Source organism: Pseudomonas peradeniyensis (assembly GCF_014268935.2).
GTDB classification, from domain to species: Bacteria; Pseudomonadota; Gammaproteobacteria; order Pseudomonadales; family Pseudomonadaceae; genus Aquipseudomonas; species Aquipseudomonas peradeniyensis.
In genome coordinates, this window is the sequence record NZ_JABWRJ020000001.1 from 1,277,365 (window position 1) to 1,292,187 (window position 14,823).

A 14,823-nucleotide genomic window follows, 5' to 3' on the forward strand; every position below is an offset into this window, starting at 1 on the left:
CCTCAATGCACGGTCTTGCGTTCCCTGACGCACGCCCGTGCCTGTTCCGTCAGGACGTCCAGCCGCTCGTCGCGAAGGCGCTCGGCATCCATCATCGCCGCCTCGCCCTGTTGCTTGAGCAGGTAGGCGTGGATCTGCCGGACTTCGACGGTCTGGTAGATCGGCGCGATGTCCAGCCGCCCGATCAGCGCGCCGCTGGCCTGCCCGGTGCTGCTCATCAACACCTGCGGCCCGGTACAGGCGACCACCTGCAGGCCCATGTTCTCGAACCACGGCACCTGCTGGGCAAAGGTGCTCAGCTCGACGCAGGCATAGCGTTCACGCACCGCGTGCAGCAGGCCACGGGCGATGCCCTGGCGGCGGTGGCTGGGGGCGACGGCGAGGTAGGCCAGGGCGCAGGCCTGGGGATTGTCCTGGGCCGGCAGTACCAGGGCGAAGCCGAGCAGTTGGTCCGGAGCCTCGGCATCCAGGGCCAGGGTCAGCTCGACGGCCAGGCCGCGGGTGCCGTCCAGGGCCATCAGGTACTGGTGCACCTCCAGGCCAACACCGTATTGGTACAGCGGGTAGAGCGGGTTGTCCGGGATGATGGCAACGCTGCTGAGCTGGCCGACATGGTCGATCACCAGCTGGCGGATCTGGTTCTGGAAGGATTCGGGCGGCACGCCTTCGAGGCGTCGGAGGATGAACATTGCGGGTCGGGCTCCGGCAGGACTGAAACACCCGCCCCGGAACGAGGCGGGCGATCATTCTAGCGCAGCCCGGCCAGCATGAGGTCGAGGTTCTGCACCGCGGCACCCGAGGCGCCCTTGCCCAGGTTGTCGAACACCGCGGTCAGCAATACCTGGCCATGCTCGGGGTTGGCATACACGGCCAGGCGCAAGTCATTGCTGTCGTTCAACGCCTGCGGGTCCAACGCCTGAGCTGGGCCGTGCTGGTGCAGAGGCATCACCTGTACATGGCGGGCGCCCTGGTAATGTCGCTCCAGGCAGGCCTGCAGCTGCTCGGCGCTGACCCCGGGCAGCAGGCGCAGTTGCAGCGGGATGCTCAGCACGATGCCCTGGCGGTAGTCGCCATAACCCGGCACGAACACCGGCCGCGCGCTCAGCCCCGCATGCTGCTGGATCTCTGGCACATGCTTGTGGGCGAGCTCCAGGCCGTACAGCTGGAGGGTCGGCAGGTAGGCGTCGCTGCGCTGCTCATGCCGCTCGACGGCGGTCCGGCCGCCACCGGAGTAGCCGGAGATGGCATGGATGCTCAGCGGATAATCCGCCGGCAGCAAGCCTGCCTTGACCAGCGGATGCAGCAGGGCGATGGCGCCGGTGGGGTAGCAGCCGGGGTTGCTTACCCGGGAAGCCCGGGCAATGCGTTCGGCCTGTTGTTCGTTCAGTTCTGGCAGGCCATAGATCCAGCCGGGCGTGGTGCGGTGCGCGGAGCTTGCGTCGATCACCCGCACCGCTGGGTTGTGCAGGGTGGCCACGGCCTCGCGGGCGGCGTCGTCGGGCAGGCAGAGCACGGCGATATCAGCGCTGTTGATCGCCTCGCTGCGCCGCGCCGGGTCCTTGCGCTCGGCTTCGGGCAGGGTGAGCAGGCGCAGGTCCTGGCGGCCGTGCAGGCGGGCATGGATCTGCAGGCCGGTGGTGCCTTGGTCGCCGTCGATGAAAACGAGGGGCTGGTGCATGTCGGTTGTCCAGTGAAGAGAAGGAATAGCCGTATCCTCGCTGTTCACTGGATGAAAGAAAATTTGAATATCATGATTACCATGTTCAGTATTTCTGAACTTAATCGCATTGCCCTGTAGGAGCATGTCAGCCGTCAGTTCTTCATCCGTGCCGAGACCCCATGCGAGAAATCAGCCTCGACCGCCTGCGCACCCTGGTGGTGATCGCCGACCGTGCTTCCTTCGCCGACGCTGCCCGTCAGCTCAATCTGGCGCCCCCCACCATCAGCCTGCACGTGGCCGAGCTGGAGGCGCGCATTGGTGCACCCTTGCTCACCCGCACCCGCGGCCAGGTGCGCCCGACGGCCATCGGCGCAACCTTGCTGGCCCGCGCCCGGCGCCTGCTGGCCGACGCCGACCAGGCTCTGGACGAGGTGCGCCGCCAGGTGCAGGGCCTGACCGGACGGGTGCGCCTGGGCGCTTCGACCGGCGCCATCGCCCACCTGTTGCCCCAGGCCCTGGAAACACTGCAGGTGGACCACCCGGGGATCGATGTGCAGGTTCAGGTGCTCACTTCCCAGGCCTCCCTGGCGCGACTGCGCGAGGGCACCCTGGACATCGGCCTGGTGGCGTTGCCGCAGGTGGCGGGCAAAGGGCTGAGGATCACACCGTGGCGGCGCGACCCGATCATGGCCTATGTCCCCGCCGACTGGCAGCCGCCGGCCCGGGTCACGCCGGCCTGGCTCGCCGCTCGGGCGCTGATCCTCAACGACAGCTCCACGCAGTTGTCGCGGGTGACATCGGAGTGGTTTGCCGCGGCGGGGCTGTACCCCGAGCCGCGGATCGAGCTGAACTACAACGATGCGATCAAGAGCCTGGTGGCCGCGGGCTACGGCGCCACCTTGCTGCCGCAGGAAGGAGAGGTGCAACAGTCGTCGCCACGCATCGCCCGGCGGCCGTTGCGACCGGGGATGTGGCGCCAGCTGGGGATTGCCTGTCGCGAGGGGCAGGTGGAACGGGCGACGGAACATGTACTGGAGGCGTTGGGGCGGCTGCGCCAATAAAAATGGCAGTTCAGGCTGCCACCTGCCATGCGCTGGAGAACGCTGGTCGAAAAAAGGGCCGCACCGCGGCCCTGATTGAAACTAATGCAGGATCTGCTTGAGAAACGCCTGCGCCCGCGCCGTGCGCGGCTGGCCGAAGAACACCTCGGGTGGGCTGTCCTCGATAATCTTCCCGCCCTCGAGGAACAGCACCCGCTCGGCCACCTGCCGGGCGAAGCCCATCTCGTGGGTGACGCAAAGCATGGTCATGCCAGTGCCGGCCAACTGCACCAGCACATCCAGCACCTCGGCCACCATCTCCGGGTCGAGCGCCGAGGTTGGCTCGTCGAACAGCATGATCCTCGGTTTCATGCACAGCGCCCGGGCGATCGCCACCCGCTGCTGCTGGCCACCGGACAGCTGGCTGGGGTACTTGTGCGCCTGGCTCTCGATGCCGACCTTGCTCAAGTACAACCGCGCCCGCTCCTCGGCCTCCCGGCGCGACAGGCCGCGCACGCTCATCGGCGCCAGCAGGCAGTTGTCGAGCACGCTCATGTGCGGGAACAGGTTGAAGTGCTGGAACACCATGCCGATCTCGCTGCGTACCTGGTCGGCCTGGCGGCCCTTGCTGGCGAGGTCGGTGCCGGCCACGCGGATGCTGCCCTGCTGGGCGATCTCCAGGCGGTTGATGCAGCGGATCAGCGTCGACTTGCCCGAGCCCGACGGGCCGCAGAGCACGATGCGCTCGCCCTCGCGTACCGACAGGTCGATGTCGTGCAGCACATGGAAGGCGCCATAGTGCTTGTTCAGGCCCTCGATGCGGATCAGCTCCGGGCGCGGATCGGGGGCAGGGTGCAGGCTGGCAAGGCTCAGGGGGGCGGTCATCTTGTTGTTCTCCCGCTCAAGGTTCAGTCGAAACGTGCGGCGCTGTAGGGCGCAGGGTCGGTGAAGGGGCGTTCACCGGTCATCAGCTCGGCCAGCAGGCGGCCGCTGACCGGGCCCAGGGTCAGGCCGTGGTGGGCATGGCCGAAGTTGAACCACAGGTGCTTGTGCAGGGGGGCCGGGCCGATCACCGGGCGCATGTCTGGCAGGCAGGGACGGCGGCCCAGCCAGGGCTTGTCGTCCAGGCGCTCGCCCAGGGCCGGGAACAGCCGGCGTGCCAGGGCCTCGCAGCGGCGCAGCTGGATCTCGTTGGCGGCGGCGTCGCTCGCCGCGAACTCGATGCCGGTGGTCAGGCGCACGCCACGGGCCATCGGCGCCAGGACGTAGCCGCCCTGGGTGTCGCAGATCGAATGACCCAGCTCGGCGCCATCGCGGGTGGCGTAGTGCATGTGGTAGCCGCGTTTGATGCCCAGCGGAAAGCGGTAGCCCAGCCGCTCGTAGAGGTCGGCCGACTGCGGGCCGAGGCAGGCCACCACTTCGTCGGCGGTCACGCTGCCGCGACGCGTGTCCAACTGCCAGCCATCCTCGACCTGGCGCAGGCTACGGGCGTCGCCGTGGAGGAACTGCCCGCCGCGTTGGACGAACAGCGCCGCATAGCCACGGGTCAGGCCGCCGGGGTTGCTCACCGTCTTCGGGTCGAGCCAGTGGATACCGCCGATCACGCCACCGTCCAGTTGCTGTTCGCGGGCCTGCAGTTGTTCGCGTTCGAGGATTTCGTACTGCAGGCCGTAGCGGGCCAGCCCCTTCAGATCGCGCTTGGCCTGCTCGAAGAGCGCGGCATCACGGTACACCTCGATCCAGCCTTTGGCCTGCACCAGCCCCTGCAGGCCGGCGGCTTCGATCAGCGCATCGTGTTCCTCGACGCTGCGCTGCACCAGTGGCAGCATGTCGGCGGCAGCCTTGGCCAGGCGGCCGGGGGCGGACTGGCGCCAGTAGCTGAGCAGCCAGGGCGCGGCCTTGGGCAGGTGGGTCAGGCTGTAGCGCACATCGGGCTGGCGGTTCAGGCCGTAGCGCAGCAAGGCACTCCACTGGCGCGGGAAGGCGTAGGGGATCACGCTGGAGCGCTCGATCAGCCCGGCGTTGCCATGGCTGGTGCCGCTGCCCGGTTCGTCGCGGTCGACGAGGATCACCTGGCGTCCGCGGGCCTGCAGGTGCAGGGCGGTGCTGACGCCGACGATGCCGGCGCCCAGGACGATGGTCTGGCAATGCATGAAAGGATTCCTTCAATCAGTTCAGGTGGCGGCCCAGGCGGGCCTCCAGGTGTTTCAGGGTGCGCCGGACCACCTCGACGATCAGCAGGTAGAGCACCGCCGCCCACAGGTAGATCTGGAAGTCGAAGCTGCGCGAGAAGGCCAGCTTGGTCACCCCCATCAGGTCGTAGATGGTCACCAGCGAGGCGATGGCGCTGGCCTTGATCATCATGATCAGCTCGTTGCCCAGCGGGCCGATGGCCACCAGCAGCGACTGCGGCAGCACCACCTTGAAGAAGGTGGTCGAGCGCTTGAGGTTCAGGGCCTTGGCGGCCTCGTACTGGCCCGGCGCGACGGCCATCAGGCTGGCGCGGAAGATCTCGGCCTGGTACGCGGCAGTGTTGAGGGTGAAGGCGAGCAGGGCGCAGTACCAGGCCTCGCGGAAGAACCACCACAGCCCCAGGTCCTGCCAGAAGCCCTTGAGCGAACCGAGCCCGTAGTACAGCAAAAACAATTGCGCCAGCAGCGGCGAGCCGCGGAAGAAGTACACGTAGCCCGCGGCCAGGCGCTGCAGCGCTAGGCTCTGCGACATCCGCGCCAGGGCCAGGAACATGCCCAGCAGCGCGCCGAGGGTGAAGGAGATTGCCACCAGCTTGGCGGTGACCAGCAGGCCATCGACGAAGCGCGCGCCGTAGCGCTCCAGCAGGTCGGGGTCGAGCACGTAGGCCAGCAGTTGCTCCGGGCTCATGGGCGGGCTCCTTGCAGATGGCGGTTGCTACGCCGCTCCAGCAGGGCGAAGACCCTGCCCGACAGCGCCGAGAACAGCAGGTAGACCAGGCAGGCGACGCCGTAGAACAGCATCGGTTCCTTGGTCACGCTGACCGCCAGGTTGGTCTGGCGCATCAGGTCGATCAGCGAGATGGTCGAGACCAGCGAGGTGTCCTTGAGCAGGCTCAGCCAGTTGTTCGACAGACCCGGCAGGGCGATGCGCGTCAGTTGCGGCAGCACTACCCTGAAAAACCCGGTGCGTTTGCCCAGGCCCAGGGCCGCGCAGGCTTCCAGTTGGCCCTTGGGCAGGGTCTTGAAGGCCATCAGCCAGATCTCGCTGGAGAACGCGGCGAACACCAGGCTGAAGGCAACCATGGCGGCGAGGAAGGTGTTGATCAGCACCTCGCCCTCGTAGCCCAGCGCGGCGAGGACCTTCTGCGCGGCGATCTGGCAGCCGTAGTAGATGATCAGCAGGGTGAGCAGTTCGGGCAGACCGCGGAACACCGTGGAGAACGTGGTGGCCCAGGCCCGCGGCAGGCGTTTGCGCGAGCGCGCGGCCAGCGCCACCAGCAGGCCCAGCGGCAGGCCGATGGGCAGGCAGGCCAGGGCCAGCGACACCGTCACCAGTGCGCCGGCCAGCAGCGCCTGGCCCCAGCCACCGCTGGCGAAGGAGAGCAGGGAGAGTTGATCGAGCATGGGTGCATCCTCGAGATCGGCGGGGCGCATCGCGCCCCGATCGCGACACAAGGCCGCTCCCACAGGGATCGCGCGCGCCCTGTGGGAGCGGCCTTGTGTCGCGAAAAGGGCTGCGCAGCAGCCCCAGGATTCGTATCAGTTATAGATATCGAAGGCGAAATACCTGCTCGCGATCTTCTGGTACGTGCCATTGGCCACGATCGCCGCCAGGGCCTCGTTCAGCCGCACGCGCAGGGCCTGGTCATCCTTGCGCACGGCAATCGCCGCGTCGGCCTTGGTACCGTCGACGTCGCCGAGGATCTTGCAGCAATCCTTGCCATTCTTGTTCAGCCATTCGTGCAGCGGGAACTTGTCGGCGATCACCCCGTCCAGGCGCCCGGCGGCAAGGTCGGCGTTGGCCTCGTCCAGGGTCGGGTACAGCTTCACGTCCGCGCCGGCCTTGCCGTACACGTCCTCGGCGTAGATCGCCTGGGTCGAGGCGGACTGGGCGCCGACCGTGTAGCCCTTGAAGTCGGTCTGCGCGTCGCTGATCGTGCTGTCCTTGGCGACTGCCACGGTCAGCGGGGTGCGGTAGTAGCGGTCGGTGAAGGCGATCTTGCGGCGGCGCTCCTCGGTGTCGATCATCGAAGCCACCACGGCGTCGTACTTGCGCGCCATCAGCGCCGGGATGATGCCTTCCCAGTCCTGGGCCACCAGGGTGCACTCGACTTTCATCTGCTCGCACAGGGCATGGGTGATGTCGATGTCAAAGCCGTGCAGCTGGTTGTCGGCATCGACGTAGTTGAACGGCGGGTAAGCGCCTTCAGTGGCAAAACGCAGGGTCTCGGCACTGGCGCCGGCCGCCAGCAGCAGGGCGCACGCACCCACCACAGCCATGGTTCCTTTCATCTCGCACCTCGGTAGTTGCACTCTTGCTATTGTTGTTTGCCCGCCGGCCACGAGGTGTAGCCGACGAACTCGTTATGTAGAGCGGCAGTTGCTTCCAAGCGTCTTTCAACATCCGGTCCGAGCTTCTTGCAGACCTCGTTGACCATCAGGTGCACCCACGACAGCATGGTCGCGGTGGATTCCCAGAACAGGTTGAATTCGGTGGGGATGCGGAACACCTCGTCGGCGTTGGCATCGGCCCATTCACAGAAGGTGTCGGTGACCAGGGTCACCGGGATGCCCAGCTCGCGGGCCTTGTGGCACAGCTGCAGGGCATGGCGGGAATAGCGGCGCGCCTCGAACACCACCAACGCGCAGTCCTGGGGGCGCCCCAGCAGCACCTCGGCGAAGTGCCCGGCGCTGCCGTCGACCAGCTGCACGCCGTCGCGCAGGTATTGCAGCAGGTGGCTCATGCACATGGCCACGCCGCGTTCGGTCTGAAAACCGGCGACGAACACCCGCGGCTTTTCCGCCAGGCGCCGGGCCACCTGCTGCCAGGCTTCTCCGCGGCTGTACTCGTGTACGCGCACCAGCGCGGCCATTTCCAGCTCCAGGCTGCCCGAGCGCTGGTCATCCTCGGGTTGCTGGCGGAATTCCTGCAGGCGGTCGCCCACCAGCCAGGGGCCGTCGCCCAGGTCGTTCTGCAGGTCCTGCTTGAGCGCCTTGAGGTGCGCGTAGCCCAGCGAGCGGCAGAAGCGGCCGACGCTGGATTCACTGACGCCCAGCTTGGCGGCGATGCTGGCCGAGGTCTGGAACGGCAGTTCGTGGAGGTTGGCGAGCATGTAGCTGGCGATCTGGCGGCCAGAGGCGGCAGCGGTGTGCAGGCTGCTTTCCAGGCGTTGCTTGATCGATTGGCTCATGGTCGGTTCCGGTTGATTTCTGGCGTGGAAGCCAAAATGGCTGTTTTCTGTCATCAAGTCAATATTTGACAGATAGCTGTCATTGGCGGGAAAGTCTGTGCAGTTGCGCTGTAGCGAATCCAATTCCAAGAAAGGAGCTCCAGATGTCTTCACCTTCCACCGGCCCTGTCGTGCGCGTGCCTTTTAACGAACTGCAGGCGTTGCTGCAGGCGATCTTCGAGCGTCATGGCTGCAGCGCGGCGGTGGCCGCCGTGCTCGCCCACAACTGCGCCAGTGCCCAGCGCGACGGTGCCCACAGCCATGGGGTGTTCCGTATTCCCGGTTATGTCTCGACCCTGGACAGCGGCTGGGTCGATGGCCGCGCCGAGCCGCAGGTGAGTGATCTTGCGCCGGCCTATGTGCGAGTCGATGCCAAGGGCGGCTTTGCCCAGCCGGCACTTGCGGCAGCCCGCCCGCTGCTGGTGGAGAAGGCACGCACGGCTGGCATCGCGGTGCTGGCGATCCACAACTCGCACCATTTCGCCGCGCTGTGGCCGGATGTCGAGCCGTTCGCCGACGAAGGCCTGGTGGCCCTGAGCGTGGTCAACAGCATGACCTGCGTGGTGCCACACGGTGCGCGCAAGCCGCTGTTCGGCACCAACCCCATCGCTTTTGCCGCGCCTTGCGCGGGGCATGATCCGATTGTCTTCGACATGGCCACCAGCGCCATGGCCCATGGCGACGTGCAGATCGCCGCGCGGGCGGGCGAGCAACTGCCGCCGGGCATGGGCGTGGATGCCGAGGGCCGGCCGACCAGCGACCCCAAGGCGATTCTCGAGGGCGGCGCCTTGCTGCCGTTCGGCGAGCACAAGGGCTCGGCGCTGTCGATGATGGTCGAGCTGCTGGCGGCGGCGCTGACGGGCGGCAATTTCTCCTGGGAGTTCGACTGGTCCGGGCATCCGGGAGCCAAGACCCCTTGGACCGGGCAGTTGATCATCGTGATCGACCCGAGCAAGGCCGAGGGCGAGCGCTTTGCGCTGCGCAGCCGCGAACTGGTGGGGCAGATGCAGGCCGCCGGGTTGACGCGGATGCCGGGCGAGCGGCGTTATCGCGAGCGTGAAGTGGCGGGGCGGGAAGGGGTGGCGTTGAGTGAGCGGGAGTGGGGAGAGTTGCGGGGGTTGGCGGGCTGAATTGGCCCCATCTGGATCGGGATGGGGCGCAGGTCCTCAATCCCGGTCACGATCAAAAAAGTGCGAGCGATCAAACAGCAGGGTCGTGCCGAGCACGACGAAGAATAGTGCCCATTGCCCACCGTCGAGATTCATGAACTCGCGTTGTCCCAGCTGTGAACAGGTACTGATGCCCGCCACCATGAAGACGATGTACAGGATTCTGCGAAGCAGTACTGAGCTGCAAAGCCAGTCGAACAGAAGGATTGCGACCGGCAGATAGATCAGCAGGTAAAGCATGGTCATGAATGCCTCCTCTATCGGTTTCGCTCATACCAACTCGAGCGTTCGAACAGCAGAGGAAATCCGGCGAGTGAAAAGTACAGGCCCCATGCCCCTCCATCCCAGTAAAGAACCTCCTGGGCACCGAGTTGGGTGCAAGCGGTGATGCCGGTGATCTGGAAAACCAGATAGACCCATCTGCGCACCAGAATCGGCTTGCAGATCCAGTCGAGGAACCAGCCTGTCAGTGCAGTACACAGAGTCAGGTAGATATAGGACATTGTGTATACCCGTCCTCAGAGAATCAGCAGCAGCGCGCTACGCTGAGGGCCAATTCCCCCGTTGACCTGGGCTTGAAGCGATACCAAAACATCGCCGGCATGGAATGTTGGTATTGCTCCCTTTGCCAGCCTCGAGGCTGCAAATCCTGCAGCGGAGGCCACTAAGCCAGCGGCCATCGTACCCGCGATTCCGACAACGGTAGTTCCTGCCGCTTTACCCACTGCTGCTCCGACCAGGGTGAGCACATCGCTCCGTTGATCATTCAGCACGTCCCCCTGCTGGCGTGTGAGTGGGCGTGATACTGCAACTTTCATCTGGCATGGCAGATTGCCTGCGAGCATGCGGTCATAGAGTTGGGCCACGGCCTCCACGATTTGGTAATGCCCTTTGTGCACGAAGGGTAAGGCCAACTTGCGCAATTGGCAGTGCTCACCTGGCTGGACGGTGAACTCGCTGATATCGAAGGCAATTCCATGATGGGCAATGACCTGGTACGTCCTGTCCGGCTGCATCAATCCCTCTCTTTTTTATACATGTAATTCGTGTGAGCGGGACAATGGCAGGCCGATGCAGAGGGTGCCTATTCATCTGTTTCCGTAATTGATGTGGGAAATGTCTTTGCGTCGTAACGCTCGCTCTTGCACCCCTGCATCGACTCCTTGCACATCGGTGATGTTCCTGACGCCCCACTGCGGGTATCCTCGCTGGAGCCTTCCCTGAACTGTCCTGATTTCCAAGGAGCTGCACGCTGTGTTCAAACATGTCGATGCCTATGCCGGCGACCCGATCCTCTCGTTGATGGAAACCTTCAAGGCCGACCCGCGCGCCGACAAGGTCAACCTGAGTATCGGCCTGTACTACGACGAAGCCGGCGTGGTGCCGCAGCTGGCGGCGGTGGGCGAGGTGGAGAAGCGCCTGGCCGGCCAGCCCCATGAAGCCTCGCTGTACCTGCCGATGGAGGGCCTGGCCGCCTACCGCCAGGCGATCCAGGCGCTGCTGTTCGGCGCAGATCACCCGGCTGTGGCCGATGGCCGCGTGGCCACCGTGCAGACCGTCGGCGGCTCCGGCGCGCTGAAAGTCGGCGCCGACTTCCTCAAGCGCTACTTCCCGGGCTCCGAGGTGTGGGTGAGCAACCCGACCTGGGACAACCACCGGGCGATCTTCGAAGGCGCGGGCTTCAAGGTGCACAGCTATCCGTACTTCGACACCGCCAGCCGTGGCGTCGACTTTGCTGGCATGCTGGCGACCCTGCAGACCCTGCCGGCCAACAGCATCGTCCTGCTGCACCCGTGCTGCCACAACCCCACCGGCGTCGACCTGGAGCAGAACCAGTGGCAGCAGGTGGTCGAAGTGGTCAAGGCGCGCCAGCTGATTCCGTTCCTCGACATCGCCTACCAGGGCTTCGGTGAAGGCCTGGTGGAAGACGCCTACGCCATCCGCGAGATGGCCCGTGCCGGCGTGCCGTGCCTGGTCAGCAACTCGTTCTCGAAGATCTTCTCGCTGTACGGCGAGCGGGTAGGGGGCCTGTCGGTGGTCTGCGACGATGCCGCCACCGCCTCCAGCGTGCTCGGCCAGCTCAAGGCCACCGTGCGCCGCAACTACTCCAGCCCGCCCGCGTTCGGCGCCCAGCTGGTGGCCGGCGTACTCGGCGACGCCGCGCTCAATGCCCAGTGGGCGGCGGAAGTGGAGGTGATGCGCAAGCGTATCCTCGACATGCGCCAGGGCCTGGTCGACCTGCTCGGCGAGCTGCTGCCGGGCCAGGACTTCCAGTTCTTCCTGCGCCAGCGCGGCATGTTCAGCTACACCGGCTTCAGCGTGGAGCAGGTGCGTCGGCTGCGTGACGAGTTCGGCGTGTACCTGATCGACAGCGGCCGGGTGTGCATGTCCGGGCTGCGTCCGGCCAACCTGCGCCAGGTGGCCGAGGCGTTTGCCGCCGTTCAGCGGTAACCTGCCAGGGGCCGCTCTGCGGCCCTTTCGCGGCACCCAGCCCTTCCGGGCTGCGCTGTCGCGCAGGGAATTGGCCCCCTGTGGGAGCGGCCTTGCGTCGCGAAAGGGGCGCGCAGCGGCCCCAGGTTCCGAGCCACCATCGAAATTGCTGGGGCTGCTGCGCAGCCCTTTCGCGACGCAAGGCCGCTCCCACAGGGGCTAGCTGAAGCACAACCCGCTTGTAAAGACAAGTGCAACCGTCCCTCGGGCGGGGCTTCCCCAAGTGCAACCTTTGCATGCACAATCGCGCCCCTCTTCCCCGGTTGAGTTGGGCGAATCGTCTATTTCGCCATTCTCAGCCTGTTGCAGTCTTGCGAGTGGAGCGTCACCCGGAATGAATGAGCAGGCCCCAAGCGTTGAACAACGCTTTGTAGAATCGACCCCCGCCACCCTCGGCAGCTGGTCGCGTCAAGACACCACCTGGATGCTGGGCCTGTTCGGCACGGCCATCGGCGCCGGAACCCTGTTCCTGCCCATCAACGCCGGCCTTGGCGGTTTCTGGCCGCTGCTGGTCCTGGCCTTGCTGGCCTTCCCCATGACCTACTTCGCCCACCGCGGGCTGACCCGCTTCGTGCTCTCCGGCAGCAAGGGCGGCGATATCACCGAAGTGGTCGAGGAGCATTTCGGCATCACCGCCGGCGCGCTGATCACCGTCCTGTACTTCTTCGCCATCTTCCCGATCCTGCTGATCTACAGCGTGGCGCTGACCAACACCGTCAGCAGCTTCATGGAGCACCAGCTGCACATCGCGCCGCCACCGCGGGCGATCCTGTCCTTCGTGCTGATCCTTGGCCTCTTGGCCATCGTGCGCTGCGGCGAGCAGGCCACGGTCAAGGTCATGAGCCTGCTGGTCTACCCGTTCATCGTCGCCCTGGCGCTGCTGGCCCTGTACCTGGTGCCGCACTGGACCGGCGGCATCCTCGACACCGCCACCCAGGTGCCGTCGGGCTCGGCCTTCCTGCACACCGTGTGGCTGGCGATCCCGGTGATGGTGTTCTCGTTCAACCATTCGCCGATCATCTCGGCCTTCGCTGTCGACCAGAAGCGCCGCTACGGCGAGCACGCCGATGAGCGCAGCGGCCAGATCCTGCGTCGCGCGCACCTGCTGATGGTGCTGATGGTGCTGTTCTTCGTGTTCAGCTGCGTGCTGACCCTGAGCAGCGCCCAGCTGGCCGAGGCCAAGGCACAGAACCTGTCGATCCTGTCGTACCTGGCCAACCACTTCGAGCAGCCGGCCATCGCCTTCGCCGCGCCCCTGATCGCCTTCATCGCCATTGCCAAGTCGTTCCTGGGCCACTACATCGGCGCCAGCGAGGGCCTCAAGGGCATGATCGTCAAGTCCGGCATGCGCCCGGGTGCCAAGGCCCTGGACCGCATCGTCGCCGCGCTGATGCTGGTGGTGTGCTGGATCGTCGCCACCCTCAACCCGAGCATCCTCGGCATGATCGAATCCCTCGGCGGGCCGATCATCGCCGTGCTGCTGTTCCTGATGCCGATGTACGCCATCCGTCGCGTGCCATCGATGCGCAAGTACAGCGGCGCGCTGTCCAACCTGTTCGTGGTGGTCGTCGGCCTGGTGGCCCTGACCTCGGTGGTGTACGGCCTGCTGGCCTGAACCCCCGCCACGTAGGAAAAACGCCCGGGTCGACGCCAGTCACCTGGGCGTTTGTCTACAGGAATTGCCCGAACGTAGGACAATTTCATTTTTACCCATAGGCACTTGCGTCCCTTCATGGTTAACTCTGAATCCTTTTCCAACCCCGTATAAGGATTTCCGCCATGGCTCAAGTGACTCTCAAAGGCAACCCGGTTCAGGTCAGCGGTGAACTGCCGAAGCAAGGCGCCGCAGCACCTGCCTTCTCCCTGGTCGCTGGCGATCTGTCGAACAAGTCGCTGGCCGACTTCGCCGGCAAGCGCAAGGTGCTGAACATCTTCCCGAGCGTCGACACCCCGACCTGCGCCACCTCGGTGCGCAAGTTCAACGCCCAGGCCAATGACGTGGCCAACACCGTGGTGCTGTGCATCTCCGCCGACCTGCCGTTCGCCCAGGCACGCTTCTGCGGCGCCGAAGGCCTGGAGAACGTGAAGAACCTGTCGACCCTGCGTGGCCGCGAGTTCCTGGAAAACTACGGCGTGGCCATCGCCGACGGCCCGCTGGCCGGCCTGGCCGCCCGCGCCGTGGTGGTGCTGGACGAAAACGACAAGGTGCTGCACAGCGAGCTGGTGGGCGAAATCGCCGACGAGCCGAACTACGAGGCAGCGCTGGCAGTGCTGAAGTAATCGCTGGCATAGGCATCTGGGATGCGCGGCGGCAAAAAGAGCCGCCGCGACTATCGGCCAAGTGCTACCTGTCATTTTTGCCAGTTGTGCCAAGGTTTGTTCCGGCTCATAAATCGGCTCTCCGACAACAGCTTAAGGAGTCGAGTCATGGCGAAGGATCAGGATCAGTACTTGAAAGCGTTGAACGAGGAATACATTGCTCTCGGCGCCAAGCTTACCGAAGGCTTCATCACCGTATGTGAGTTGGTCGATGGAACAGAAAGAGACCAGGTGACCTTGTCGAATCTTCACGTATCCGATGCCCACTTGATGGCTACAGGTTTCAACGGCCTCAGGGAACTGTGTATCCTCGAGATTCAACTCGGCGGCGACAAAGAATTCCAGAAAGGTCACAACCCGTTTGAGGTAGGCAAAGATTTCGCCTCCTACATCATTTTTGGCGGAGAGGACCAGTCAAAGGTATACGCTAACGGCGAGCTGATACTCGATAAATACGAGAAGGAGCAACCCATGGTCGGTACGTACAACCTGTCCTTCAGGCGAAATAGCAAGGAGCATAAGGTAGGCGGAAAGGTTAATCCGGAGCAGAAGCCTGTGGGGTCAGCACCGCTGTAATAGCTTCCAGCGCCCATGGGACGCCTTTCTCCAAGCAACATTTAGCAATGGCCCGGAACCCCTTCCGGGCCATTTTCATTTAAGGTTCATTGCTTTTGTAACGTCAACCCAAGGTAAAGCACAGGTAAAGCCTCTTTGCTAATCCGA

General features: G+C 65.0%; 17 protein-coding genes. 6 read left to right on the forward strand and 11 right to left on the reverse strand.

Features of this window, described 5'->3' with window-relative positions:
• Nucleotides 1–2: 2 nt before the first annotated feature.
• Both HU751_RS05530 and argC read right to left on the reverse strand, forming a co-directional pair.
• Entirely contained in the window at nt 3–689 is a 687-nt protein-coding gene (locus HU751_RS05530) for a GNAT family N-acetyltransferase (RefSeq protein ID WP_186734655.1), read from the reverse strand.
• A gap of 59 nt (nt 690–748) precedes the next feature.
• Nucleotides 749–1,678 carry an N-acetyl-gamma-glutamyl-phosphate reductase gene (gene argC, locus HU751_RS05535; protein WP_186734654.1) on the reverse strand — a complete coding sequence of 310 codons (930 nt, stop codon included), beginning with the start codon at nt 1,676–1,678 and terminating at the stop codon, nt 749–751.
• Between the two features lie 161 nt (nt 1,679–1,839).
• Between argC and HU751_RS05540 the strand changes: the two genes are divergently transcribed.
• Nucleotides 1,840–2,721, forward strand: coding sequence for a LysR family transcriptional regulator (locus tag HU751_RS05540; protein WP_186734653.1), 882 nt, complete (start codon nt 1,840–1,842; stop codon nt 2,719–2,721).
• 81 nt (nt 2,722–2,802) lie between these two features.
• Here the strand turns inward: HU751_RS05540 and HU751_RS05545 are convergent, their stop codons facing one another.
• The 6 genes from HU751_RS05545 to HU751_RS05570 all read right to left on the reverse strand — a co-directional run bounded on the left by HU751_RS05545 (nt 2,803) and on the right by HU751_RS05570 (nt 8,083).
• Nucleotides 2,803–3,585, reverse strand: coding sequence for an amino acid ABC transporter ATP-binding protein (locus tag HU751_RS05545; RefSeq protein ID WP_028692145.1), 783 nt, complete (start codon nt 3,583–3,585; stop codon nt 2,803–2,805).
• A gap of 23 nt (nt 3,586–3,608) precedes the next feature.
• The gene (locus tag HU751_RS05550; RefSeq protein WP_186734652.1) at nt 3,609–4,853 is read right to left on the reverse strand and encodes an NAD(P)/FAD-dependent oxidoreductase; all 1,245 of its coding nucleotides are present in this window, start codon (nt 4,851–4,853) and stop codon (nt 3,609–3,611) included.
• Between the two features lie 16 nt (nt 4,854–4,869).
• Nucleotides 4,870–5,580 carry an ABC transporter permease gene (locus HU751_RS05555; protein ID WP_186734651.1) on the reverse strand — a complete coding sequence of 237 codons (711 nt, stop codon included), beginning with the start codon at nt 5,578–5,580 and terminating at the stop codon, nt 4,870–4,872.
• Nucleotides 5,577–6,296, reverse strand: coding sequence for an ABC transporter permease (locus HU751_RS05560; RefSeq protein ID WP_186734650.1), 720 nt, complete (start codon nt 6,294–6,296; stop codon nt 5,577–5,579). The genes HU751_RS05555 and HU751_RS05560 overlap by 4 nt, the downstream gene beginning before the upstream one ends.
• Nucleotides 6,297–6,431: 135 nt before the next feature.
• A complete protein-coding gene (locus HU751_RS05565; RefSeq protein ID WP_186734649.1) occupies nt 6,432–7,184 on the reverse strand; it encodes a transporter substrate-binding domain-containing protein in 753 nt (250 codons plus the stop codon).
• Nucleotides 7,185–7,210: 26 nt separating this feature from the next.
• Nucleotides 7,211–8,083 (reverse strand): MurR/RpiR family transcriptional regulator, encoded by an 873-nt coding sequence (locus HU751_RS05570; protein WP_186734648.1) that lies wholly within the window; start codon nt 8,081–8,083, stop codon nt 7,211–7,213.
• Between the two features lie 143 nt (nt 8,084–8,226).
• On the opposite strand from HU751_RS05570, the gene HU751_RS05575 reads away from it, so the two are divergent.
• The gene (locus HU751_RS05575; RefSeq protein ID WP_186734647.1) at nt 8,227–9,252 is read left to right on the forward strand and encodes an Ldh family oxidoreductase; all 1,026 of its coding nucleotides are present in this window, start codon (nt 8,227–8,229) and stop codon (nt 9,250–9,252) included.
• Nucleotides 9,253–9,288: 36 nt separating this feature from the next.
• On the opposite strand, the gene HU751_RS05580 is transcribed toward HU751_RS05575, so the two are convergent.
• The 3 genes from HU751_RS05580 to HU751_RS05590 are packed head-to-tail and all read right to left on the reverse strand — an operon-like array spanning nt 9,289 to nt 10,307.
• Entirely contained in the window at nt 9,289–9,537 is a 249-nt protein-coding gene (locus HU751_RS05580) for a hypothetical protein (protein WP_186734646.1), read from the reverse strand.
• Nucleotides 9,538–9,548: 11 nt separating this feature from the next.
• A complete protein-coding gene (locus tag HU751_RS05585) occupies nt 9,549–9,794 on the reverse strand; it encodes a hypothetical protein (protein ID WP_186734645.1) in 246 nt (81 codons plus the stop codon).
• Nucleotides 9,795–9,809: 15 nt separating this feature from the next.
• Nucleotides 9,810–10,307 carry a hypothetical protein gene (locus HU751_RS05590; protein ID WP_186734644.1) on the reverse strand — a complete coding sequence of 166 codons (498 nt, stop codon included), beginning with the start codon at nt 10,305–10,307 and terminating at the stop codon, nt 9,810–9,812.
• A gap of 238 nt (nt 10,308–10,545) precedes the next feature.
• On the opposite strand from HU751_RS05590, the gene HU751_RS05595 reads away from it, so the two are divergent.
• The 4 genes from HU751_RS05595 to HU751_RS05610 all read left to right on the forward strand — a co-directional run bounded on the left by HU751_RS05595 (nt 10,546) and on the right by HU751_RS05610 (nt 14,676).
• Nucleotides 10,546–11,742 (forward strand): amino acid aminotransferase, encoded by a 1,197-nt coding sequence (locus HU751_RS05595; RefSeq protein ID WP_186734643.1) that lies wholly within the window; start codon nt 10,546–10,548, stop codon nt 11,740–11,742.
• Between the two features lie 373 nt (nt 11,743–12,115).
• The gene (locus HU751_RS05600; protein WP_050705937.1) at nt 12,116–13,396 is read left to right on the forward strand and encodes a serine/threonine transporter; all 1,281 of its coding nucleotides are present in this window, start codon (nt 12,116–12,118) and stop codon (nt 13,394–13,396) included.
• Nucleotides 13,397–13,560: 164 nt separating this feature from the next.
• Nucleotides 13,561–14,061: a thiol peroxidase gene (gene tpx, locus HU751_RS05605; protein ID WP_028692156.1), complete on the forward strand. Its 501-nt coding sequence runs from the start codon at nt 13,561–13,563 to the stop codon at nt 14,059–14,061.
• 147 nt (nt 14,062–14,208) lie between these two features.
• Nucleotides 14,209–14,676: a hypothetical protein gene (locus HU751_RS05610; RefSeq protein WP_186734642.1), complete on the forward strand. Its 468-nt coding sequence runs from the start codon at nt 14,209–14,211 to the stop codon at nt 14,674–14,676.
• Nucleotides 14,677–14,823 lie beyond the last annotated feature (147 nt).

What these genes read in the sequence shown, in the direction of transcription:
- HU751_RS05530 (WP_186734655.1), bottom strand. Translation starts at nt 689, where the DNA reads ATGTTCATCCTCCGACGCCTCGAAGGCGTGCCGCCCGAATCCTTCCAG.
- argC (WP_186734654.1), bottom strand. Translation starts at nt 1,678, where the DNA reads ATGCACCAGCCCCTCGTTTTCATCGACGGCGACCAAGGCACCACCGGC.
- HU751_RS05540 (WP_186734653.1), top strand. Translation starts at nt 1,840, where the DNA reads ATGCGAGAAATCAGCCTCGACCGCCTGCGCACCCTGGTGGTGATCGCC.
- HU751_RS05545 (WP_028692145.1), bottom strand. Translation starts at nt 3,585, where the DNA reads ATGACCGCCCCCCTGAGCCTTGCCAGCCTGCACCCTGCCCCCGATCCG.
- HU751_RS05550 (WP_186734652.1), bottom strand. Translation starts at nt 4,853, where the DNA reads ATGCATTGCCAGACCATCGTCCTGGGCGCCGGCATCGTCGGCGTCAGC.
- HU751_RS05555 (WP_186734651.1), bottom strand. Translation starts at nt 5,580, where the DNA reads ATGAGCCCGGAGCAACTGCTGGCCTACGTGCTCGACCCCGACCTGCTG.
- HU751_RS05560 (WP_186734650.1), bottom strand. Translation starts at nt 6,296, where the DNA reads ATGCTCGATCAACTCTCCCTGCTCTCCTTCGCCAGCGGTGGCTGGGGC.
- HU751_RS05565 (WP_186734649.1), bottom strand. Translation starts at nt 7,184, where the DNA reads ATGAAAGGAACCATGGCTGTGGTGGGTGCGTGCGCCCTGCTGCTGGCG.
- HU751_RS05570 (WP_186734648.1), bottom strand. Translation starts at nt 8,083, where the DNA reads ATGAGCCAATCGATCAAGCAACGCCTGGAAAGCAGCCTGCACACCGCT.
- HU751_RS05575 (WP_186734647.1), top strand. Translation starts at nt 8,227, where the DNA reads ATGTCTTCACCTTCCACCGGCCCTGTCGTGCGCGTGCCTTTTAACGAA.
- HU751_RS05580 (WP_186734646.1), bottom strand. Translation starts at nt 9,537, where the DNA reads ATGACCATGCTTTACCTGCTGATCTATCTGCCGGTCGCAATCCTTCTG.
- HU751_RS05585 (WP_186734645.1), bottom strand. Translation starts at nt 9,794, where the DNA reads ATGTCCTATATCTACCTGACTCTGTGTACTGCACTGACAGGCTGGTTC.
- HU751_RS05590 (WP_186734644.1), bottom strand. Translation starts at nt 10,307, where the DNA reads ATGCAGCCGGACAGGACGTACCAGGTCATTGCCCATCATGGAATTGCC.
- HU751_RS05600 (WP_050705937.1), top strand. Translation starts at nt 12,116, where the DNA reads ATGAATGAGCAGGCCCCAAGCGTTGAACAACGCTTTGTAGAATCGACC.
- tpx (WP_028692156.1), top strand. Translation starts at nt 13,561, where the DNA reads ATGGCTCAAGTGACTCTCAAAGGCAACCCGGTTCAGGTCAGCGGTGAA.
- HU751_RS05610 (WP_186734642.1), top strand. Translation starts at nt 14,209, where the DNA reads ATGGCGAAGGATCAGGATCAGTACTTGAAAGCGTTGAACGAGGAATAC.